Origin of the sequence: Planobispora rosea (assembly GCF_014648175.1) — a bacterium.
GTDB lineage: Bacteria > Actinomycetota > Actinomycetes > Streptosporangiales > Streptosporangiaceae > Planobispora > Planobispora rosea.
Genome location: NZ_BMQP01000033.1, coordinates 33,498 through 53,585, shown reverse-complemented (window position 1 = coordinate 53,585; position 20,088 = coordinate 33,498). Strand labels below are relative to the sequence as shown.

At 72.3% G+C, this 20,088-nt stretch carries 17 protein-coding genes; 8 read left to right on the top strand and 9 right to left on the bottom strand.

What is annotated here, in order from left to right; translation table 11 throughout:
- Positions 1-16 precede the first annotated feature (16 nt).
- Genes IEZ08_RS27750 through IEZ08_RS27725 form a run of 6 tightly spaced genes read right to left on the bottom strand, consistent with a single transcriptional unit; the run spans position 17 to position 7,028 of the window.
- Positions 17-919: a sulfotransferase gene (locus IEZ08_RS27750; protein ID WP_068927285.1), complete on the bottom strand. Its 903-nt coding sequence runs from the start codon at positions 917-919 to the stop codon at positions 17-19.
- Positions 916-2,310: a lipopolysaccharide biosynthesis protein gene (locus IEZ08_RS27745; protein ID WP_229803558.1), complete on the bottom strand. Its 1,395-nt coding sequence runs from the start codon at positions 2,308-2,310 to the stop codon at positions 916-918. Before IEZ08_RS27745 ends, IEZ08_RS27750 begins: the two co-directional genes overlap by 4 nt.
- Positions 2,298-3,152: a sulfotransferase domain-containing protein gene (locus IEZ08_RS27740; RefSeq protein WP_068927282.1), complete on the bottom strand. Its 855-nt coding sequence runs from the start codon at positions 3,150-3,152 to the stop codon at positions 2,298-2,300. Before IEZ08_RS27740 ends, IEZ08_RS27745 begins: the two co-directional genes overlap by 13 nt.
- A complete protein-coding gene (locus IEZ08_RS27735) occupies positions 3,152-4,072 on the bottom strand; it encodes a protein kinase family protein (protein ID WP_189243293.1) in 921 nt (306 codons plus the stop codon). The genes IEZ08_RS27740 and IEZ08_RS27735 overlap by 1 nt, the downstream gene beginning before the upstream one ends.
- Positions 4,069-5,361, bottom strand: coding sequence for an O-antigen ligase family protein (locus tag IEZ08_RS27730; RefSeq protein WP_068927278.1), 1,293 nt, complete (start codon positions 5,359-5,361; stop codon positions 4,069-4,071). The genes IEZ08_RS27735 and IEZ08_RS27730 overlap by 4 nt, the downstream gene beginning before the upstream one ends.
- Complete coding sequence (locus IEZ08_RS27725) at positions 5,358-7,028, bottom strand: YveK family protein (protein ID WP_189243292.1); 1,671 nt, start codon at positions 7,026-7,028, stop codon at positions 5,358-5,360. Before IEZ08_RS27725 ends, IEZ08_RS27730 begins: the two co-directional genes overlap by 4 nt.
- A gap of 468 nt (positions 7,029-7,496) precedes the next feature.
- Here IEZ08_RS27725 and IEZ08_RS27720 point away from each other — a divergent pair, with 468 nt between their 5' ends.
- Complete coding sequence (locus tag IEZ08_RS27720) at positions 7,497-8,435, top strand: glycoside hydrolase family 26 protein (RefSeq protein WP_229803556.1); 939 nt, start codon at positions 7,497-7,499, stop codon at positions 8,433-8,435.
- Here the strand turns inward: IEZ08_RS27720 and IEZ08_RS27715 are convergent.
- The 3 genes from IEZ08_RS27715 to IEZ08_RS27705 form a co-directional block, all read right to left on the bottom strand.
- Positions 8,319-9,272 (bottom strand): sulfite exporter TauE/SafE family protein, encoded by a 954-nt coding sequence (locus tag IEZ08_RS27715; protein ID WP_084780711.1) that lies wholly within the window; start codon positions 9,270-9,272, stop codon positions 8,319-8,321. The genes IEZ08_RS27720 and IEZ08_RS27715 overlap by 117 nt on opposite strands.
- A 40-nt stretch (positions 9,273-9,312) precedes the next feature.
- Complete coding sequence (gene cysC, locus IEZ08_RS27710) at positions 9,313-10,542, bottom strand: adenylyl-sulfate kinase (RefSeq protein ID WP_068927274.1); 1,230 nt, start codon at positions 10,540-10,542, stop codon at positions 9,313-9,315.
- Positions 10,543-10,620: 78 nt separating this feature from the next.
- A complete protein-coding gene (locus IEZ08_RS27705; RefSeq protein ID WP_068927273.1) occupies positions 10,621-11,340 on the bottom strand; it encodes a class I SAM-dependent methyltransferase in 720 nt (239 codons plus the stop codon).
- A 154-nt stretch (positions 11,341-11,494) separates the two neighbouring features.
- Between IEZ08_RS27705 and mfd the strand changes: the two genes are divergently transcribed.
- The 7 genes from mfd to IEZ08_RS27670 all read left to right on the top strand — a co-directional run bounded on the left by mfd (position 11,495) and on the right by IEZ08_RS27670 (position 20,064).
- Complete coding sequence (mfd, locus tag IEZ08_RS27700) at positions 11,495-15,028, top strand: transcription-repair coupling factor (RefSeq protein ID WP_068927271.1); 3,534 nt, start codon at positions 11,495-11,497, stop codon at positions 15,026-15,028.
- A gap of 28 nt (positions 15,029-15,056) precedes the next feature.
- Positions 15,057-15,668, top strand: a complete 612-nt coding sequence (locus tag IEZ08_RS27695; protein ID WP_176728613.1) for a SurA N-terminal domain-containing protein — start codon at positions 15,057-15,059, stop codon at positions 15,666-15,668.
- Between the two features lie 54 nt (positions 15,669-15,722).
- On the top strand, positions 15,723-16,697 hold the full coding sequence (locus IEZ08_RS27690; RefSeq protein ID WP_068927267.1) for a nucleoside triphosphate pyrophosphohydrolase: 975 nt from the start codon (positions 15,723-15,725) through the stop codon (positions 16,695-16,697).
- A gap of 66 nt (positions 16,698-16,763) precedes the next feature.
- Positions 16,764-18,041, top strand: a complete 1,278-nt coding sequence (gene eno / locus IEZ08_RS27685; protein WP_068927266.1) for a phosphopyruvate hydratase — start codon at positions 16,764-16,766, stop codon at positions 18,039-18,041.
- Positions 18,042-18,115: 74 nt separating this feature from the next.
- A complete protein-coding gene (locus IEZ08_RS27680) occupies positions 18,116-18,547 on the top strand; it encodes a septum formation initiator family protein (protein ID WP_176728612.1) in 432 nt (143 codons plus the stop codon).
- A gap of 39 nt (positions 18,548-18,586) precedes the next feature.
- The gene (locus tag IEZ08_RS27675; protein WP_084780710.1) at positions 18,587-19,108 is read left to right on the top strand and encodes a DUF501 domain-containing protein; all 522 of its coding nucleotides are present in this window, start codon (positions 18,587-18,589) and stop codon (positions 19,106-19,108) included.
- Positions 19,105-20,064 (top strand): Ppx/GppA phosphatase family protein, encoded by a 960-nt coding sequence (locus tag IEZ08_RS27670; RefSeq protein WP_068927260.1) that lies wholly within the window; start codon positions 19,105-19,107, stop codon positions 20,062-20,064. The genes IEZ08_RS27675 and IEZ08_RS27670 overlap by 4 nt, the downstream gene beginning before the upstream one ends.
- The last annotated feature ends 24 nt before the right edge of the window (positions 20,065-20,088 follow it).

Genomic DNA, 20,088 nt, shown 5'->3' with positions numbered 1-20,088 from the left:
CGGGTGGCAGCGGGAGTCAGCTGTAGGCCAGGTCCAGGACGCGGCGGGCCTCGTCGGGGGACAGGCGGGACCTCGCCTCGGACAGGGCGCGGCGGGAGTCCATCGGGCGGAAGGCCGTGCGGGACAGGCCGTGCCAGGTGAAGTCGCGGGTGGGGGAGGTGGGGGCCGTGCAGGCGCGGGAGATGCGGGACTCGGCGCGGGGGCTCCAGGCCAGGTCCGCCCACTCGTACAGTCGGCGGAAGCCCCGGAGCGGGTCGGCGGCCAGTTCCTCGTAGGAGACCAGGAGGATCTCCGAGTGGCGGGCGGCCAGGTCGGTGACGACGGCGGTGGAGACCCGCCAGAGCGCGGCGGCCTTGGCCAGGCGGTCCTGGGAACCCACCAGCGGGCGCAGTTCCTCCACCCGGGGGTGGTCGCGGACCAGTGAGGGCTGTTCCAGCAGTTCGTGGAAGTACACCGTCCAGCCGAGCCGCTGCCAGCTGCCGGTGAAGGCCACCGGGTCGCGGATCAGGACGATCACCCGGCAGCCCAGCCGTTCGGCGAACCAGCCCGCCGACAGCAGCGCGAACGGGTCGTCGAGCAGTGCCCGGCGGCCGGTCAGGCGGCCGAAGGTGAACGCGGTGCCGTACCGGAGCATCCGGGCCAGGTCGTACGGCGCGCGGTTGCGGCGCAGCTCGGCCAGGAACCGGTAGCGCAGCGTCACCGTGTCGGTGAAGGCCCGCAGCCACACCTCGTCGTCGTCCGCGCTGATGTACTGGAAGCGGTGGGTGACGTCGGCGTTGAGCACGCCGGGGGAGCGGCCGGGGCGGGGCAGCGGGTTGAGCGGTTCGTTGACGTAGACCAGCTCGCCGCCCGCCGCGAGCATCCGGCCCGTCCAGCTCGTGCCGCTCCTGGGCAGTCCGGTCACCAGTACGGGGGTCATCGGCACCTCCTGGATGCGAGGGCGGGCGTGCCGGTGCGCTCCCGCCAGGGCGTACATGCGGGCAGGGTGTGGGGTCCGAACGGACGCAGGCCGTAGTGGCGGTGCAGCCGCCACAGCGGCAGCAGGTTCTTGGTCAGCACGCCTGCGGACCAGCCGAGGGCCGCTCCGAGCGCGCCGAGTGCGGGGATCAGCGCCACGTCCAGCGCCACGGTCACGGCCAGGGCGGTGAGCAGGTTCACGAGGCTGGTGCGGGTGTGCCCGGCGGCGGTCAGTGCCACGTCGGCCATGCCGCAGGCAGTGGCGATCATCATGGTGGCGGCGAGCACGAGCGCGACCGGGACGCCGGAGACGTAGGCGCCGTTCTCGCCGAACAGGCCGAGCAGCCACGGGGCGAGTGCGGCGTAGGCGAGCCAGATCGGCCAGGTCAGCAGGGTCAGCCAGGCGGTGGTGGTCTGGTAGAGCCGGCGGGCGCGGGGCAGGTCGCCCTCGGCCAGCGCGCGGACCAGCCGGGGCTGCGCCGCCTGCGCCAGGCCCTGCCCGGCGAGCTGGCCCACGACCTTGAATCGGGTGGCGGCGGTGTAGACAGCCGCCTCGACCGGTCCGGCGAGCGCCGCCACGATCACGATGTCGAACCGCTGGAACACCGCCTGTACGGCCGCCGCCGCCGACCTCGGCCAGGTGTGCCGCCACAGCTCGCGGGCGGCGTCCCGGGAACGCGGTGCGCGGGGCAGCCTCCGGCGCAGCCAGAGCGCGGCCAGCAGGACCGCCGGCGGGTACGGCAGCGCCCACGCCGCGAGCAGGAGGGCCAGGCCGGGGACGCCGGGCTCCCCGGGGAGGACCGGGAGCACCAGGGCGATGAGGGTCAGCTGACCCAGCGGGCGGAGGAGGCCGTCCAGGAGCGCCGTGAGCCGCATCGTGCGCAGCCCTCTGGTGGCCGCGACCAGAACGTCGAAGCACACGATGGCGGGGAGCGCGAGTGCCGCCACGAGGACGGCGCCGGGCGCTCCCGCCGGGACGACCTCTCCGGGCGGGACGGTGCCTCCGGCGGCGGCCACGATGATGATCACGGTGGCGGTCGCGACGGCAGCGGAGAGGAGGAGGACCGGGACGAGGGCCGCGCGGAGGTAGGCGGTGGCGAGCCCGGAGCCGTCCCGGCGGGTGCGGGCGAGGAAGTGGACCAGCCCGTTGCCCGCGTCCAGCCGGAGGATCCCGGCGGTCATCAGGCAGAGCGCGGTCGCCGTGAAGAACGTGCCCGCCGTCTCCTGCGTGGTGGAGCGGGTGAGCAGCACCACCGTGAGGAGCTGCGTGGCGGCGCTGACTCCGGCCCCGGCCAGCCCGGCCAGTCCGTGCCTGGCCAGACCGCCGAGCGCGGGGTCGTTCAGCGCCGCCACGAGGGGTCCGCGCCGAGCCACCGGGCCAACCGGGCGTCGGACTCCGCGAAGTGCTCGCTCAGCTCCCGGCGGAGCGAGGAGGGCATCGGCGCGGGCCGGGGGCGGGCGTTGTGCCGTTCGAACACCGGGTCGCCGAGGTGCGGCAGCCCGAGGAACGCCAGCACCCGGTCGTAGACGACCTCCGGCCGGGTGAAGAAGCATCCGCTGTCCAGCACAAGCATGCGGTCCCGGCCGACCAGCCGTTCCAGCCGGTCGAGCTGTTCGGCGTAGCGGCCCCTGGCCAGGTAGGCGTGGTGGCGGTGGGCGTGGCTGGCGGAGTGGGGGGCGGCGGTCAGGGCGTCGGCCGCTCCCGCCAGCCGTTGCTCCTCCAGCTCCACGGCTCTGGCGAATGAGGCCTCGGTCTCGAATCCCCGGGCCAGCTCGTGGGCGTGGGCGGAGAACGCCCGCTCGACCGGGTCGCGGACCAGCACGATCAGCTTGACCCCTGGCAGGTCCTCGGCGATGCGGGCGGGGGCCAGCGGGTGGAACAGGTAGTACGGCGAGGACTCGAAGGCCTGGGCCCGGTAGCCGTACCGGCGGGCCAGGCGGGAGGCCGCCGCCCGTAACGGGAAGTGCGCCCGGTACCACGGCAGGCCCCGGTCGTAGGCCATGTCGAAGTAGTGCACGCCCTTGTGCAGGACCGGTTTGAGCGCCAGCGGGTGCTGGGTGAGCGCCCGGTAGAGCGAGGTCGTGCCGGAGCGCTGCGCGCCGATGATCAGGAAGGCGGGCAGGACCCGGCTTCCGGAGGTGAGACGTCCCGCGGCCCGGGACGCGGCGTGGGCGGAGCGCTTCAGCGTGGGCATCACACCAAGACCTCCTGGGCGTCGACGACGGGGTTGAGCCAGCGCGCGGGCGGGCCGAGCGGCTCGTGGCCGTCGGCGGCGTGCCGCTCGGCCAGCGCGATCAGGTAGTGGACCGCGGTCAGCCGGGCCTCGGCGGCCGAGAGCCCGAACGGGGCCAGGATCGGCAGAGCCTGGGCCAGGCAGGCCCGGGCGGCGACGGCGGGTTTCATCCGGCGCAGGGCGGACTGGAAGAAGTGGTGCAGGGCGTCGAAGCCGAGCGGCACCCCGGTGGCGAACCGCTCCCAGTCCCACACCAGGAGCCGTCCGTCCGGGCCGCGCGCGATGTTCCACGGGCAGAAGTCGCCGTGCGAGGCGTATTTCTCCTCGCAGACCGTGCTGATCTCGCGGACGGCCTCGGTGAGCAGGTCACGGGGGATCGCGCCGCGCCGCAGGCGGGCGGTCCGGTCCGGTACGGGCAGCGGGGACAGCGCGAGCACCGCCAGGCCGTGCCAGGAGCCGTGATGGAGCACGGTCGGTGGGACCACGGTCTTGAGCGGGAACCCGGCGAGCGTGGTGAGCGCCCGCGCCTCGTTGGTGATGAGCTCGTGGGTGCGGACGGTGTCGCCGATCTTCACGAAGGCGACCGGCCCGCCGGGCCCGTGCGCCTCCAGGATGGGTTTGCGGTTGGCCCGCCGGGCCGGGCGGACGTGGAACACCACCCGGACCGGGACGCCCAGCGCCTGGCTGAGGTAGGTCTCGATGGTGTCCTCCCCGGAGGGGACCATCACCTTCCCGTAGGGATGCCACCACGCGCGCGGAGCGAGCCTGCGGGGGACCAGGGGGTGCGGGAGCAGGCTGTACGGCCGCGCCTCGCCGGGCCCGGGGAAGAGCAGACTGATCGTCTGGCGCAGGTAGCGCAGCCGGACTCGCGCGTCGTTCATCGAGGCCCGTCCTTCATCGAGTTTCTCCAGAGCAGTGCGAAAGAGATCAGGTAGAGGCTGAGCGGCGTGACCAGCCCGTCGTAGACGAACATGTAGAGAAGCGTGAGGATCATCACCAGGACCCCGGCCATGCCGATCGGCGAGCGGTCGGCCCAGTGGCGGCGGATGGCTCCGGCGAAGAAGGCGACGTAGAGCACGGCCCCGACGAACCCCTGAGTGATCATCAGGTGCCAGAGCTGGCCGTCGCTGCCCAGCGGAGGGTGGCCGCAGGTCTCGCACCAGTCGCTCTTGCCGGTGGTGATCGTCTTGTGGTTGCCCGTCGCGTTACGGGTGTTGCCGTAGCCGATGACGGGCGAGGACCGCGCGGCGGCGATGGTGGCGGTCACGGTGAAGGCGCGGATGTCGTTGCTGTGCGGGCTGTCCAGCCGCTGGGTCACCATGGCCTGCAGCGGGCTCAGGAAGAACACCAGCACCCCGGCCGTGACCGCGGCGCAGGCGAGAACGCGGCCCCGGAAGCCCAGGCGCAGCATCAGGTAGGCGACGGCGACGCCGAGGCCGATCCAGAGCCCGCGGTTGAGCGAGTAGACGACCGGGATGGCGGCGAGGGCGAGCAGAGGGGCCACGGCCAGGCGGCTGCGCGGCCCGCCGTACACCCACCAGCCGACCACGAACCAGATGAGCAGGACCGACAGGTTGCTGCCCCAGGCGTTGGCCCACTCGAAGGGCGCCTCGGGTCGGGGGGAGGCGTGCCCGAGGACTTTCTGGATCTGGGCGGTGGTGGGGTGGATCAGGTTCTGGACGAAGGAGTTGCCGCTGATCCACCCGGGCAGGAGCCGTTCCACGGGCGAGGTGAACTGGAGGTGCGGGGCGAAGACGCCGAGCAGTCCGCCCGCGACGGTGGTGAGGAACAGCGCGCCCAGCATGCGCACGAGGGTGAGCTGCGGCAGTTCGTGCTCGGTCAGGTTGCCCAGGTAGAGCATCATGATCGTCAGTGAGGCGTAGAGGGCCAGGCGCATCGCGTAGCCGACCAGCCGACCCGCGCCGAACACGCCGTAGGTGCCCGGCGGCATCTCGGCGAGCATGACCGCGCTGACCAGGTAGCCCGCGAGCAGCAGCAGCCAGAGGCCGAACCCGCGCGGAACCCGGATCGGCCGCCGCCGCCACAGCACGGCCGCCATCGCCGGGGCCAGCACGACCACCGAGAGGCCGCCGAAGCCCAGCGCCCACCACACGGGGTAGCCCACGAGGAAGGCGGCGATCGGCCAGGCCGCCCGGTGCGGGAGTCTCACGTCGGGAAGACCTTCTTGCCGAGCGTCGGGAACGGGGTCAGCGGGACGGTCTCCGGGGAGTTGTCCACGGGCTCGCTCCGCTCGGCGGGGACGGCCAGGCCGGCCAGTCCGGAGAACCCCGGGAGCCCTCCCGGTCCGGCTGTCTCGCGCGGCTCACCCGGCCTGGCCGGCCCGGAGGGCTCGCCCGGTCCGGCCGGTTCGTGCGGCTCGCCCGGTCCGGTGCGCCCGGCCGGGAGAAGCACGGTGGGGGCTGCGGCGGCGGGCGCGGCGGAGGACTGGGCCGCGGTGCCCTCCCGCATGGCGGCTCGCACCTCGGTGGTGGAGATCTCGGTGGTGGCGGCGGTGTCGGCGTCGCCGGTGCCGGCGGGGGCCGGGCTCCTCGTGGCCGCGGAATTGATGGCCGCGGAATTGATGGCCGCGGCCTTGATGGCTGCGGCGATCCGCGCGTCGGCGGAGGCGGCCGAGACGGTCCCGTCCCGCGGGCCCGGGCCGGTCCGGTCTCCCCAGGCGGGCTTCGGGTCGGTCCGGTCACCCCGTTCGGGTCTCGCGTCGGCCCGGTCTCCCCAGGCGGGCTTGGCGCCGGGCCCGTTCTCCCGCACCGGCTCCCTGGCGGGGTCGGTGTGCGATCCCGGGAGCCCGTCTTCGCCGGGGTCCGCGTCGCGGGCGGTCACGGCCGCGCCGATCACGGGCACGTGGTTTCCGCGGAGCTCCCGTACGGCCCGTGCCACCGCCCGGGACGACGTTCCGGGCAGGGGAACCAGCACCACGGCGCCGCGGGTGCCCGCCGCGGACGCGAGGTCGTGGATCCGCTCGCCGGTGACGATGTCGAGCCCGGTGAGCCGGGTGACGTCGGAGGCCGTACGGCAGCGCGTGCCGAGGCGGTCGCGGAGCCAGGCGAGGCAGACCCCGGCGAGCAGGCCGAGCATGAGACCGCTGCCGAGATAGAGGGGCGGCCGGGGCGCGCTGGGCGCGGTCGGCGCGACCGCCTCGCTGATCACCGAGCCGGGGGTGATCGCGACGGTTTTGAGGCTGTCGTACTTGACGGTGAGGTTGTAGACCTGGCGGCTGAGCACGCTGCGCCGCTGCAGCGCGATGGTGCGCTCGGCGCTGCCCTTGGCCAGCCCGGGAAGCTCGGCCACCACCCTGGCCAGGCCCGTGTTGACCTGCTTGAGCTTGGCCAGGAGCGTTTCCAGCTGGACGGTCTGCGCCCTGGTGGCGGCCTCGCCGCGGTGGGCGAGGTAGGCCTGGGCGTACGCACCGGCTCCCGCGGCGGCGCTGCCGGGGTCGGCGGCGGTGTAGGAGATCTCCAGGACCGAGGTGTTGGGCGGTACGGAGACCTCGACGGGGTCGAGGGGGCCCTTGAACACCTGCTCGGCCTTCCTGGAGACCACGGCCGACCGGGCGATCTGCGCCTCGGTGTCCAGGTTGAGGGCCTCCCGCTGCCGGCTGGTCACCTGGTTGGTCGGTTCCTGCACGCCGGTCGCGGTCACCAGGACGTGGGCGGAGGCGGTGTAGGCGGGCGGGGTGGCGCGCAGCAGGAGGAACCCGCCTCCGGTCCCCGCGATGAGGCAGACCAGCAGGATGGGCCAGCGGCGGCCGAGCAGGGCCGCGTAGTCAGCCAGGTCCCCGCCGGAGCGGCGGACGGCGGTGTCCGGCGACAGGCTCATGGAGTGTTGGCCCTCTCGGCTGGCGTCATGCGGAATGAGGCAGAGATCCGGGAAACGGACCTCATGAACTATAGGCGGGGCCGTCGTTTTCCCGATTGAATATGCAAGATTTCGCCATGGAATCATCGGTGATCACGATAAGATAACGCATGTTTATCCGATATTTCCCCGCCGTCGTCCCGATGGTCCGGAAGGGAGCGGCAAAGTGTACGACACGCCACGTCATCGAGGTGGCAGGGTGTGGTCCGCCGAAAGTGGGAAACGTGCGAGCGAATCGTCTGCGAGGAACCGTTGTATCGGACAAATGACGATTTAAGGCCAGCTTTTACCGCGAAAACAATCGCCGGAGCCGCTGTCGTGCTGATGCTCGGGTTGAGCGCGTGCAATCAGACGTCAGGCCGCGCGGAGACGGCGCGGGAAGGCGGCGGGCGGAGTGACGGACTCCTCGTCCACGGGCCGCGTTCGCCGATGCCGGGCTGCGAGGTCAGCGCCAAGCTGATCCCGTCCTGCGGGGCGTGGTGGGGGATGACGCCGGAGGTCTTCACGGGCCGGCGCCCGGCGCAGGCGCTGCACCGGGCCGAGCGGCGCATGGGCCGTACGGCCGACATCATGCACGTCTACCACCGGGGGTCCGAGCTCTTCCCGACCCGGGAGGAGCGGTCGATCGCCCGCGATCCCGGCGGACACAGGCTCCTGCTGGTCAACTGGAAGCCGTCCTTCGACCACACCTGGGCGGAGATCGCCCGCGGCGCGGTGGACCGCAGGATCGACCGGCTGGCCCGGCACATCACCAGGACCTTCCCCGAGCGGTTCTTCCTGACCGTGTACCACGAGCCGGAGGACGACGTCCGGGCCGCCCGGGGGTCGGGGATGACCGCCCGGGACTACGCGGCGATGTTCCGCCACGTCGTGCTCCGGCTACGGGAGAAGGGCGTACGGAACGCGGTCACCGTGATGACCTACATGGGCGCTCCGAACTGGGCGGCCGAGCCCTGGTTCGAGCAGCTCTACCCGGGTGACGACGTGGTCGACTGGGTGGCCATGGACCCCTACGCCGACGATCGGGTCCAGACCTTCGACGGACTGATCAACAAGACTCGCGACGACTTCGCCCAGTGGCCGGGCTTCTACCGCTGGATGCAGTGGCGCTTCCCGGGCAAGCCGATCATGCTGGCCGAGTGGGGGGTCTTCGAGCGGCCCGGGCAGCCGCGGTTCAAGGAGTCGTTCTTCACCTCGGTCCGCCAGGAGATGCGGCGCTACCCGCAGATCAAGGCACTGGTCTACTTCGACTCACCGCGTGCCCCGCGGGGGGACACCCGTTTCGACACCACTCCCGGCGGACGTGAGGCTTTCGCCGTCCTGGCCCGCGACCCCTACCTGAGCTCCACTCCGGTTCCGCAGAAGTGACCAGGCGGCCGCCCCGGCGAGCACCGCGCCGCCCAGGATCCACAGCGTGGCCGTGTTGCCCACGCCGAGGAGCTTGAGCGCCGAGGCCAGCAGGACCACCACGAGCAGCGCGCGGATGATCCCGCCGCGCGCCCGGGAGGAGATCCGCGCGCCGAGGTAGACGCCGGGGATCGAGCCGACGAGCAGGGAGGCGGTGACGTCCAGCTGGAAGTCGCCGAAGAACAGGTGCCCGATGGCGGCCGAGGTGACCAGCGGGACCGCCTGGACCAGGTCGGTGCCGACGAGCTGGTTGGCCTTCAGCATGGGATAGAGCGCGAGCAGCGCCACGATGATCAGGGAGCCCGATCCCACGGAGGAGATGCCCACGACGACCCCCCCGACTATACCGACCAGTACGGTCGGAATCGGGCGGACGGTGATCTCCTCGATGTCCCCGGAGGCGGCTCCCTCGTTCCGGGCGAGGTAGGCCTTGGCGACCATGCCCGCGACGGCCAGCAGCAGGGCGATGCCCAGGGCGTACTTGACGGCCTGCTGGACCTGCTCGCCCTCGCCGAACGCCCGGATCAGCAGCACCCCGCAGAACGCCGCCGGCACCGAGCCCGCGCACAACCAGCCGACCAGCTTCAGGTTGACCGTCCCGCGGCGCATGTGGACGACCCCGCCGACCGGCTTCATCACGGCCGAGGCGACCAGGTCGCTGGAGACCGCGGCGAGCGGCGGCACGTTGAAGAACAGCATCATCATCGGCGTCATCAGCGCGCCGCCGCCCATGCCGGTCAGTCCGACGATGATCGCGACGAAGAAGGATCCGGCGATCAGGGGGAGATCGAATTCCATCAGGCGACCACCGGTGCCGCTCTGCCGGGGGAGTCGTTCCTCACCGTACCCAGCCTCCTTGGATCAGCGGGTTCAGGACGGAGTCCACGGCCTCCCCGATGGGGATGCCGGTGGTGTCGATGACGATGTCGGCGTCCTCGGGCTCCTCATAGGGGGAGGAGATGCCCGTGAATTCGGGGATCAGTCCGGCGCGCGCCCTGGCGTAGAGCCCCTTGCGGTCGCGGCGCTCGCACTCGGCCAGCGGGGTGGCCACGTGGACCAGCAGGAAGTCGGCGCCCACGGCCTCGGCCATCTCCCGGACCTCCGCCCGGGTGGCGGCGAACGGCGCGATGGGCGCGCAGATCGCCAGCCCGCCGTGCCGGGCCGCCTCGGCGGCGACGAAGCCGATCCGCCGGATGTTGAGGTCGCGGTCCTCGCGGGAGAAGCCCAGTCCCGCCGAGAGCAGGTGGCGGACCACGTCGCCGTCCAGGTGGGTGACCGTACGGGTGCCGCGCTCCAGCAGCGCGTCCCGGAGCCCGCGCGCGACGGTCGACTTGCCGGAGCCGGACAGGCCGGTGAAGAAGACGACCAGGCCGCGCCGGTGCGGCGGGCCGGGGAGGGTGACGGGCTCGGGGCCGGGCAGGTGCTCGGCGGCGCCGTACGCCTCGGCCACGCGGTCGCGCAGCTCCAGGTCGACGGCGTGGTCGTCGCGGGGGGCGAGCGGCACCACGGCCAGGAGCGTGTCCCCGCCGAGCTTCTCGCGGGCCTTCAGCGCGGCGCGGACCACGGCGGGCCCGCCCTCCCCGAACGCCAGCGGGAGCAGCAGGACCACCGCGTCCAGCTCCTCGGCGGTCGCGGTGATCTCCTCCAGGTCGTCCAGCGGGCCGCGCATGGTGACGGCCAGGGCCTCACGGCCGGCCAGCTCCTCCCGGATCTCCGCGGGGGTGCGGCGGAGCCGGGCGAACGGCCCGTGCTCGGCGGCGCCCAGGGCCTCCACCGGCCCGGCGGTCAGCCCGCCGGAACGCTCGGCGACGGTCAGGACGGCCAGCGGGGCGCCCTCGGGATCGCGGAGTGTGATCCGGTCTCCGGGGGCGGCCGGGTGGTCCTCGGGCAGCGTGAGCGTGACGGGCGCGGGCCAGGGCGTGCCGTCGGCCAGCGTGCCGTGCTCCTCGACCGCGTGCGCGTCCGCCGCGCTCATGAAGCCCGTCAGAGGCCGGTAGGCGCCGCAGAGCAGCAGCTCCAGGTCGCCGAGCTCGCGGGCGTCGGGGGTCCACTCCAGGGGGGACGTCATCTGTTCCACATTTCCGATCGACTTAGTCGGATATCCACACTTTAGCGATACCTGTTGTCCCACATCAACCGAGTGACGTCAGACCAGTCGAGCGAAGTGGTTGTGCGGCTTGCGGATGACCATGCCGATCTCGTCGTGCGTGGCGGGGAACCGGCCGCTGGAGACGTTCTCCACCGCCGCGCACGCCAGGCGCCCCAGCGCCCGGGCCGCCGCGGGCCCGCTGGAGTCCAGGATCTCGTCGCTGACCATCAGGCCCCGGGTCAGGCAGAACGCGTGCAGGCCCTCCCGCGAGACGGACGGGTGGTACACCACGGGCAGCGGGCCGACCGTGCCCGCCGGGACGAGGTGGCGCCAGAACATCCGGCGCACCAGCGAGGGGGTCAGCCGCTGGCACACCCCGTAGGCCGAGGAGCGGTCGCGCATCCGCAGCAGCGCCAGCCCGCCCGGCCGCAGCCCGGCGAGCAGCCGGTCGAGCACGAGCTCGGGGTGGCGGACGCGCTCCAGCAGGAACGAGACGTAGACGACGTCGAAGGACCGCGGCGGCACCGGCACGGTCCGCAGGTCGCCCAGGGCCCAGGAGTGCAGGTCCGTGCGTCCCGGCATGCTCGCCCGGATCCGGGGGAGGTCCTCGTCGACCCCGACGATGCGGGCGTCCTCCCGCCCGAGGTGGATGAGGCTGGGCGCGCCGCACCCGGCGATCAGGACGTCGAGCCGCCGGTCACCCACGTCGGCCCGCTGTTCCTTGATCCGCTGGTTGAACAGCTCGCTCTGCGTGATCGGCATTCGCACTTCAGTCATATCACCTATAGTAGTCGAGCTATAACAATACGTCACGTCCCCCTTCTGCTTCCGGATCCGTCGGACGGGCGAAGTACCCTGGAGACGACAACCCCCGTGCCCCGTCGGCCGGGGGCCACTTGTGTTGCCGTCATGGGGCCTAAGGGCGGATCTGATGAGCCTTTCCGGATTGCTTGACCTTGTCGTTGGCGAGCCGAAGCTGGCATCCGCCCTCGAGGATGTGCGCGCGGGGGTCTCCTCCGGCGTCTCCCTCGTGGCGCCGCCGGCGCTGCGCCCGTTCGCGGTGGCCGCGCTGGCCAGGGACGGGGGTGACGGCGCCGGGGGGCGGGCCGTGCTCGCGGTGACGGCGACCGGGCGCGAGGCCGAGGACCTGGCCGCGGCCCTGTCCAGCCTGCTCGGCGAGAACGAGGTCGCCGTCTTCCCCGCCTGGGAGACCCTGCCGCACGAACGCCTGTCGCCGCGCAGCGACACCGTCGGCCAGCGCCTGGCCGTGCTGCGCCGCCTGGCGCACCCGGTGGAGGGCGACGCGGCGGCCGGGCCGCTGCGGGTGGTGGTGGCCCCGGTCCGCGCCGTGCTCCAGCCGATCGTGCGCGGCCTGGGAGACCTGGCGCCGGTACGGCTGCGCGCGGGCGACGACGCCGACCTGGACGCCGTGGTCCACCTGCTGGTGGAGAACGGATACCACCGCGTGGACATGGTGGAGAAGCGCGGTGAGGTGGCGGTCCGGGGCGGGCTGCTCGACGTCTTCCCGCCGACCGAGGAACACCCGCTCCGGCTGGAGTTCTGGGGCGACACGGTCGAGGAGATCCGCTGGTTCAAGGTGGCCGACCAGCGCTCGCTGGAAGTCGCCGAGGACGGGCTGTTCGCCGCCCCCTGCCGCGAACTGCTGCTGACCAAGGACGTGCGGGACAACGCCGCGGCGCTGGCCGCCGAGCATCCCGCGCTCGCCGAGATCCTCGACCAGCTGGCCGAGGGCGTGCCGGTGGAGGGCATGGAGGCGTTCGCGCCGGTCCTCGCCGGGGGGATGGACCTGCTGCTCGACCACCTGCCCCCGCGGGCGGCGGTGTTCGTCTGCGACCCCGAGCGCATCCGGAGCCGGGCCGACGAGCTCGTGCGCACCAGCCAGGAGTTCCTGGAGGCCTCCTGGATCAACGCCGCCGCCGGCGGCGAGGCCCCGATCGACCTGGGGGCCGCGGCGTTCCGGTCGCTGGAGGAGGTGCACGACCACGCGCGGGAGCTCGGCCAGCCGTGGTGGTCGATCGCCCCGTTCGGCGGGGACGACCTGGGCGAGGCGCTGATCCTGGACGCCCAGGAGTCCGAGGCCTACCGCGGCGACACCCAGCGGGCGCTGGGCGACATCAAGGGCTGGCTGACCGCCGGGAAGGTCGTCGTGCTGCTCAGCGAGGGCCACGGCCCGGCCGAGCGGATGGTCGAGCTGCTCAAGGGCGTCGACCTGCCGGCGAGGCTGGAGCCGGGCCTCGACCGGGCCCCGGACCCGAAGGTCGTGCACGTCACCACCGGCCTGGTCGACCACGGCTTCGTCACCCCGTCCCTGGCCGTCCTGACCCACCTGGACCTGGTCGGCCAGAAGGCCTCCACCAAGGACATGCGCCGGCTGCCCAGCCGCCGCCGGAACATGGTGGACCCGCTCCAGCTCAAGGTCGGCGACCACGTGGTGCACGAGCAGCACGGCGTGGGCCGCTACGTCGAGATGGTGCAGCGGACCGTGCAGGGCGCCACCCGCGAGTACCTCGTGATCGAGTACGCCAAGGGCGACCGGCTCTACGTGCCGACCGACCAGCTCGACGAGGTCACCCGCTACGTCGGCGGCGAGTCCCCCACCCTCAACCGGATGGGCGGCGCCGACTGGGCCAAGGCCAAGACCAAGGCGCGCAAGGCGGTCAAGGAGATCGCCGGGGAGCTCATCCGGCTCTACAGCGCGCGGATGGCCTCGCCGGGCCACGCCTTCGGGCCGGACACCCCCTGGCAGCGGGAGATGGAGGACGCCTTCCCCTACGCCGAGACGGGCGACCAGCTGGAGGCCATCGACGAGGTCAAGCGCGACATGGAGCGCCCGATCCCGATGGACCGGCTGATCTGCGGCGACGTCGGCTACGGCAAGACCGAGATCGCGGTGCGCGCCGCCTTCAAGGCCGTGCAGGACGGCAAGCAGGTGGCGGTGCTGGTCCCGACCACGCTCCTGGTCCAGCAGCACCTGTCCACCTTCACCGAGCGCTTCTCCGGCTTCCCGCTGAACGTGCGGCCGATGTCGCGCTTCCAGACCGATGCCGAGGTCAAGGCGACGATGGAGGGCATGCGCGACGGCACGGTGGACGTGGTGATCGGCACCCACCGGCTGCTCTCCCCGGAGGTCCGCTTCAAGAACCTCGGGCTGATCATCGTCGACGAGGAGCAGCGTTTCGGTGTCGAGCACAAGGAGGCCATGAAGCACCTGCGTACCCAGGTCGACGTGCTGGCCATGTCCGCCACGCCGATCCCGCGCACGCTGGAGATGGGCCTGACCGGCATCCGCGAGATGTCCACGATCCTCACCCCGCCGGAGGAGCGCCACCCGATCCTCACCTTCGTCGGGCCCTACGACGAGAAGCAGATCGCCGCGGCCGTCCGGCGCGAGCTGATGCGCGACGGCCAGATCTTCTTCGTGCACAACCGGGTCGCCAGCATCAACAAGGTCGCGGCCCGCCTGCGCGAGCTGGTCCCCGAGGCGCGCGTCGCCGTCGCCCACGGCCAGATGAACGAGCAGCAGCTTGAGAAGATCATGGTGGGGTTCTGGGAGCGCGAGTTCGACGTCCTGGTCTCCACCACGATCGTCGAGTCCGGCCTCGACGTCCCCAACGCCAACACGCTCATCGTGGACCGGGCCGACAACTACGGCCTGTCCCAGCTGCACCAGCTGCGCGGACGCGTCGGCCGGGGCCGCGAGCGCGGATACGCCTACTTCCTGTACCCGCCGGAGAAGCCGCTCACCGAGACCGCCCACGAACGCCTGGCCACCATCTCCCAGCACACCGAGATGGGCGCGGGCATGTACGTCGCGATGAAGGACCTGGAGATCCGCGGCGCGGGCAACATCCTGGGCGCCGAGCAGTCCGGGTTCATCGCGGGGGTCGGCTTCGACCTGTACGTGCGGATGATGGCGGAGGCCGTACAGGAGCAGAAGAGCAAGCTGACCGGGGCCGCGGCGCAGGAGGAGCGGCCCGACGTCAAGGTCGAGCTGCCGGTCAACGCGCACATCCCGCACGACTACGTGACCTCCGAGCGGCTCCGCCTGGAGGCCTACAAGCGCATCGCGGCGATCTGCACCGACGACGACATCGCCGCCGTGCGCGACGAGCTCACCGACCGGTACGGCAGGCCGCCCCAGGCGGTGGAGAACCTGCTGGCCGTCGCCCGCTTCCGGATCAGGGCGCGCAAGGCCGGGCTCACCGACATCACCCTGCAGGGCCAGCACATCAGGTTCGCCCCGGTGAGCCTGAGGGACTCCCAGCAGGTCAGGCTCCAGCGGCTCTACCCGAAGTCGCTGCTCAAGCAGGCCACCGACGTGCTGCTGGTGCCCGTCCCCAAGACGAAGCCGCTCGGCGGGCAGCCGCTGCGCGACCTCGACCTCCTCAAATGGTGCGGTGATCTCGTCGAGGCGATGTTCCTCGAGAACATGCCGGTAAAGTAGGACGGCCTCTGTCGTGAAGGGATCGCAAGTGAAGTCGACTCGAGTGCGTGTCACCCTGGCGGTCGTGGCCGCGGGTGTCGCGCTGACCGCCTGCTCTCCGTCGCAGGCCGGCGCCGCCGCCATCGTCGGTGACCAGCGCATCAGCGTCAGCGAGCTGAGCGCCGACGCCAAGGAGTACGAAGCGGCCATGGACAAGGCCGGCATCTCCGCGGCGCAGCTGCAGCTCCCCGGGTCGGTTCCCCAGGCTCTCCTGGAGAGCAAGGTCTTCATCAGCCAGCTGAACCAGCTCGGCGCGCGCAACGGCATCACGGTGACGCCCGCGGAGATCGAGGCGCTCCTCGCGCAGGCCCTCCAGCAGCAGCAGGGCATGACGCTGGACCAGCTCGCGGTCTCGGCCACGGTGGCCCCGTCGGAGCTGCGCGAACTGGTGCGCGCCAGCGTCATCCAGCAGAAGCTGATGGCCAAGTTCGGGGCCGGCCAGGACCAGGCGTCCCAGCAGGCGGCGAACCAGAAGCTGGCCCAGGAGGCGCAGAAGGCCGTCCCGGTCACCCGCAGCCCCCGTTACGGCGAGCCCAACCCCCAGGGCGGCGGTCTCGTCGAGAGCAACCGTTTCGGCGCGCTGCCCGGGGCGTCGCAGTAGGACCCCGGTTCCGGGCCGCCGGGACGTCGGACCGCCTCCCGGTAGCCTCGGACCATGCCGCTGATCGTCGTCACCACCTCGCCCCGGGTCGCCCCGGGGCTGCTCAGCCACCGCGCCTGGCAGGTCCTGTCCGAGGGGCCGGTGCGCACCGCCGTGCCGGACCACCCGCACCTGCCCTACCTCGCCGAGGCGGGCGTCGCCGTCGAGGTCGTGACGCCCGACCCGGCCGCGCTGGTCCGGCAGGCCCAGACCGGGACGGTGGTGTGGCTGGAGGCCGACGAGGCGCTGATGCGCGCGATCGGCCACGCCGCGGTGGCCCTGGAGGAGCCGCCGGTGATCGAGGTCGTGCCGGGCTCCTACGACCTGCCGGGGGCGCGGCTGCTCGACCTCGTCGCCGTGATGGACCGGCTGCGCACCTCCTGCCCGTGGGACGCCGAGCAGACGCACGAGTCGCTGGCGCCGTACCTCATCGAAGAGGCGTACGAGGTCCTGGAGACCATCGAGGAGGGCGACCACGGCGCGCTCCGCGAGGAGCTGGGCGACCTGCTGCTGCAGGTGGCCTTCCACGCCCGGGTCGCCCAGGACCGCGCCGGGGAGCCGGGCGGGGGCGCCTTCGACATCGACGACGTGGCCGCCGGGATCGTCGACAAGCTGGTCCGCCGCCACCCGCACGTGTTCGCCGCGGTGCGGGTGGACGGCGCCGAGGAGGTCAGCGACAACTGGGAGACGATCAAGGCCGCCGAGCGCGCGGCCAAGAACGGCGGTGACGCGGGCTCCGTCGTGGACGGCGTGCCGATGGGCCAGCCCGCCCTCTCCCTGGCCGCCCAGCTCCTGCGCCGCGCCGAGCGGGCGGGCGTCACGGCGGAGCCGCCCGCCGAGGGGCTGGGCGGGCGCCTGTTCGAGCTGGTACGGCAGGCGCACGCGGAAGGTCTCGACCCGGAGGCGGAGCTGCGCGCCGCGGCCCGTGCCTACCGGGACCGGGTCCGCGCCCGCGAGTCGGACGCCGCCCGGGGAAACGCCGGGGCGTAGCCGTACTGAGAAGTAGGTCTCGATAGGGTTTTACGGCAAACTGTCCTGCGACTTTAGGAGCGCTTCGTGGCTTCCATCGAGGGCGTACAGGCCCGCGAGATCCTTGACTCCCGGGGCAACCCGACGGTCGAGGTCGACATCCTTCTGGACGACGGCAGCGAGGGCCGCGCGGCGGTGCCGAGCGGGGCCTCCACCGGCCAGTTCGAGGCCGTCGAACTGCGCGACGGTGACGAGCGGTACGCCGGGAAGGGCGTGGAGAAGGCCGTCCTCGGCGTGAGCGACGAGATCGCCGACGAGATCATCGGCTTCGACGCGGAGGAACAGCGCAGCATCGACCAGGTGATGATCGACCTGGACGGCACGCCGAACAAGGCGCGCCTGGGCGCCAACGCCATCCTCGGCGTCTCCCTGGCCGTGGCCAAGGCCGCCGCGGAGAGCGCCGGGCTGCCGCTCTTCCGCTACCTCGGCGGGCCGAACGCGCACGTGCTGCCGGTGCCGATGATGAACATCCTCAACGGCGGCGCGCACGCCGACACGAACGTGGACATCCAGGAGTTCATGATCGCGCCCATCGGCGCCGAGTCGTTCCGCGAGGCCGTGCGCATGGGGACCGAGGTCTACCACGCGCTCAAGGCCGTGCTGAAGGAGAAGGGCTACGCGACCGGCCTGGGCGACGAGGGCGGCTTCGCGCCGAACCTGCCGTCCAACCGCGACGCCCTGGACCTGATCCTCGTCGCCATCGAGAAGGCCGGCTACACGCCGGGTGAGGACGTCGCCCTCGCCCTCGACGTGGCCGCCTCCGAGTTCCACAAGGACGGCGTCTACACGATCGACGGCAAGGGCCTGTCCGCCGCCGAGCTGATCGCCTTCTACGAGGACCTGGTCGCGAACTACCCGCTGGTCTCCATCGAGGACCCGCTGAACGAGGACGACTGGGAGGGCTGGAACGCCATCACCAGGGCCCTCGGCGACAAGGTCCAGCTGGTCGGCGACGACCTGTTCGTGACCAACCCCGAGCGCCTGGCCCGCGGCATCGCCGAGGGCACCGCCAACGCGCTGCTGGTCAAGGTCAACCAGATCGGCACCCTGACCGAGACCCTCGACGCCGTGGACCTGGCCCACCGCAGCGGCTACCGCTGCATGATGAGCCACCGCTCCGGTGAGACCGAGGACACCACGATCGCCGACCTGGCGGTGGCCGTGAACTGCGGTCAGATCAAGACCGGCGCCCCGGCCCGTTCCGACCGCGTGGCCAAGTACAACCAGCTGCTGCGCATCGAGGAGCTCCTCGACGACGCCGCCCGCTACGCGGGACGCTCCGCGTTCCCGCGCTTCCAGCGGTAGTTTCGCGGGTACGGCGTGTGCCCGCCGGCCGGGCGGGCACACGCCGTACCGATGAACCGAAGGAACCCATGCCCATGAGCGCAGCACCACCAGCAGGAGGGGCCAGGAAGAGGCCGCAGTTGACGGGGCGGGCCGCGGTGCTCGCGGTCGTGGTGTGCGCCATCGCGGTGAGCCTGGCCTATCCCGTCCGGGAGTACATCACGCAGCGCCGCAACATCGCCGAGCTCGAACAGCAGCGGGCCCGGCTGCTGGCGGACATCAAGGTGCTGGACGACCGGCGCAGGCAGCTCGCGGACCCCGCCTACAAGGACCGGATCGCCCGGGAGCGGCTCTTCTACTGCGAGCCGGGCAAGACGTGTCACGTCGTCATGGGCGAGAAACCCGTGCGGGAGACGGAGGCCGCCCCGGAACGGAAGGCCGCCGCGCCGCCGTGGTACCTGACGCTCTGGGAGTCGGTCGAGGCCGCGGACACGGGCAAGGGCAGGAAGGCGATCGGCAGCCGGTGACCGATACCCTGGAGGCCGTTCTTCAGGAGGGTGCCGACGATGGTGGATGACCGCGACGTGGCGGCGGTGCAGCGGCAGCTCGGCCGGACGCCGCGGGGACTGCGGGCGGTGGCGCACCGTTGCCCGTGCGGGCTGCCCGACGTGGTGGAGACCGCGCCGCGGCTGCCGGACGGCTCGCCCTTCCCGACGCTGTTCTACCTGACGTGCCCGCGGGTCAACTCCGCCATCGGCACCCTGGAGAGCACGGGGACGATGAAGGACATGCGGGCCAGGCTCGCCGAGGACCCGGAGCTCGCCGCGGCCTACCGGGCCGCCCACGACGACTACATCGCCCGCCGCGACAAAGCCGCCGCCGAGGAGGGCCTGGAGCCGCTGCCGAGGGGCATGCAGAGCAGCGGCGGCATGCCGGACCGGGTCAAGTGCCTGCACGCGCTGGTCGCGCACGAGCTGGCGGCGCCCGGGACCAACCCCTTCGGCCGGGAGGCCCTCGACGCGCTCGGCGAGTGGTGGGCCGACGGGCCGTGCTGTTCCGTGACGCCTGTTGAGGAGGACGACCAGTGAAGCGTGTCGCCGCGATCGACTGCGGTACCAACTCCGTGCGGCTGCTCGTCGCGGACATCGCCCACGGCTCCCTGCACGACGTCGAGCGGCGCATGGAGATCGTCCGGCTCGGCCAGGGCGTGGACGAGACCGGCAGGCTGGCCCCCGAGGCTCTGGAGCGCACCTTCGGCGCGATGCGGGACTACGCCGCGCTGATCGAGCGGCACCGGGCCGCCGGGGTCCGGGTGGTGGCGACCAGCGCCACCAGGGACGCCGCCAACCGCCAGGACTTCGTGGACGGCGTGCGGGAGATCTTCGGAGTCGAGCCGGAGGTGGTCTCGGGCGCCGAGGAGGCCGAGTTGTCGTTCACCGGGGCGACGCGGGAGCTGGGACGCATGTCGCCGGAGACCGGCCTGCCCGCCCCCGACGGCACGCGCCCGCCGTACCTCGTGGTGGACATCGGCGGCGGCTCCACCGAGTTCGTGGTGGGGTCGACGCACGTGGACGCGGGCGTCTCGGTGGACATCGGTTGCGTCCGGCTGACCGAGCGGCACCTGCGCGGCGCGGGAGACCCGCCGGGCGCCGCGGCCGTCGAGGCGATGACCGCCGACATCGACGACGCGCTCGACCGGGTGGCGCAGGACGTCCCGGTGGAGCGGGCGCTGACTCTGGTCGGGCTCGCGGGTTCGGTGACGACCGTCGCCGGAATGGCTCTTGAGCTGGATGAATACGACCCGCACAAAATTCACCACTCGAGGATCGCGGCGGATGACGTGCACGCCGTTTCCCGGCGCCTGCTGGAGATCCCCCACGCGGAGCGGGCGGCGATAGGCGTCATGCACCCCGGCCGGGTCGACGTCATCGGGGCCGGCGCGCTCATCCTGGACCGGGTCATGCGGCGGTACGGTTTCACGGAGGTCGTCGTCAGCGAACGCGACATTCTCGATGGAATCGCGTGGTCGATAGCTAAGTCGTAACGACATCTGGACAAACTACCCTTA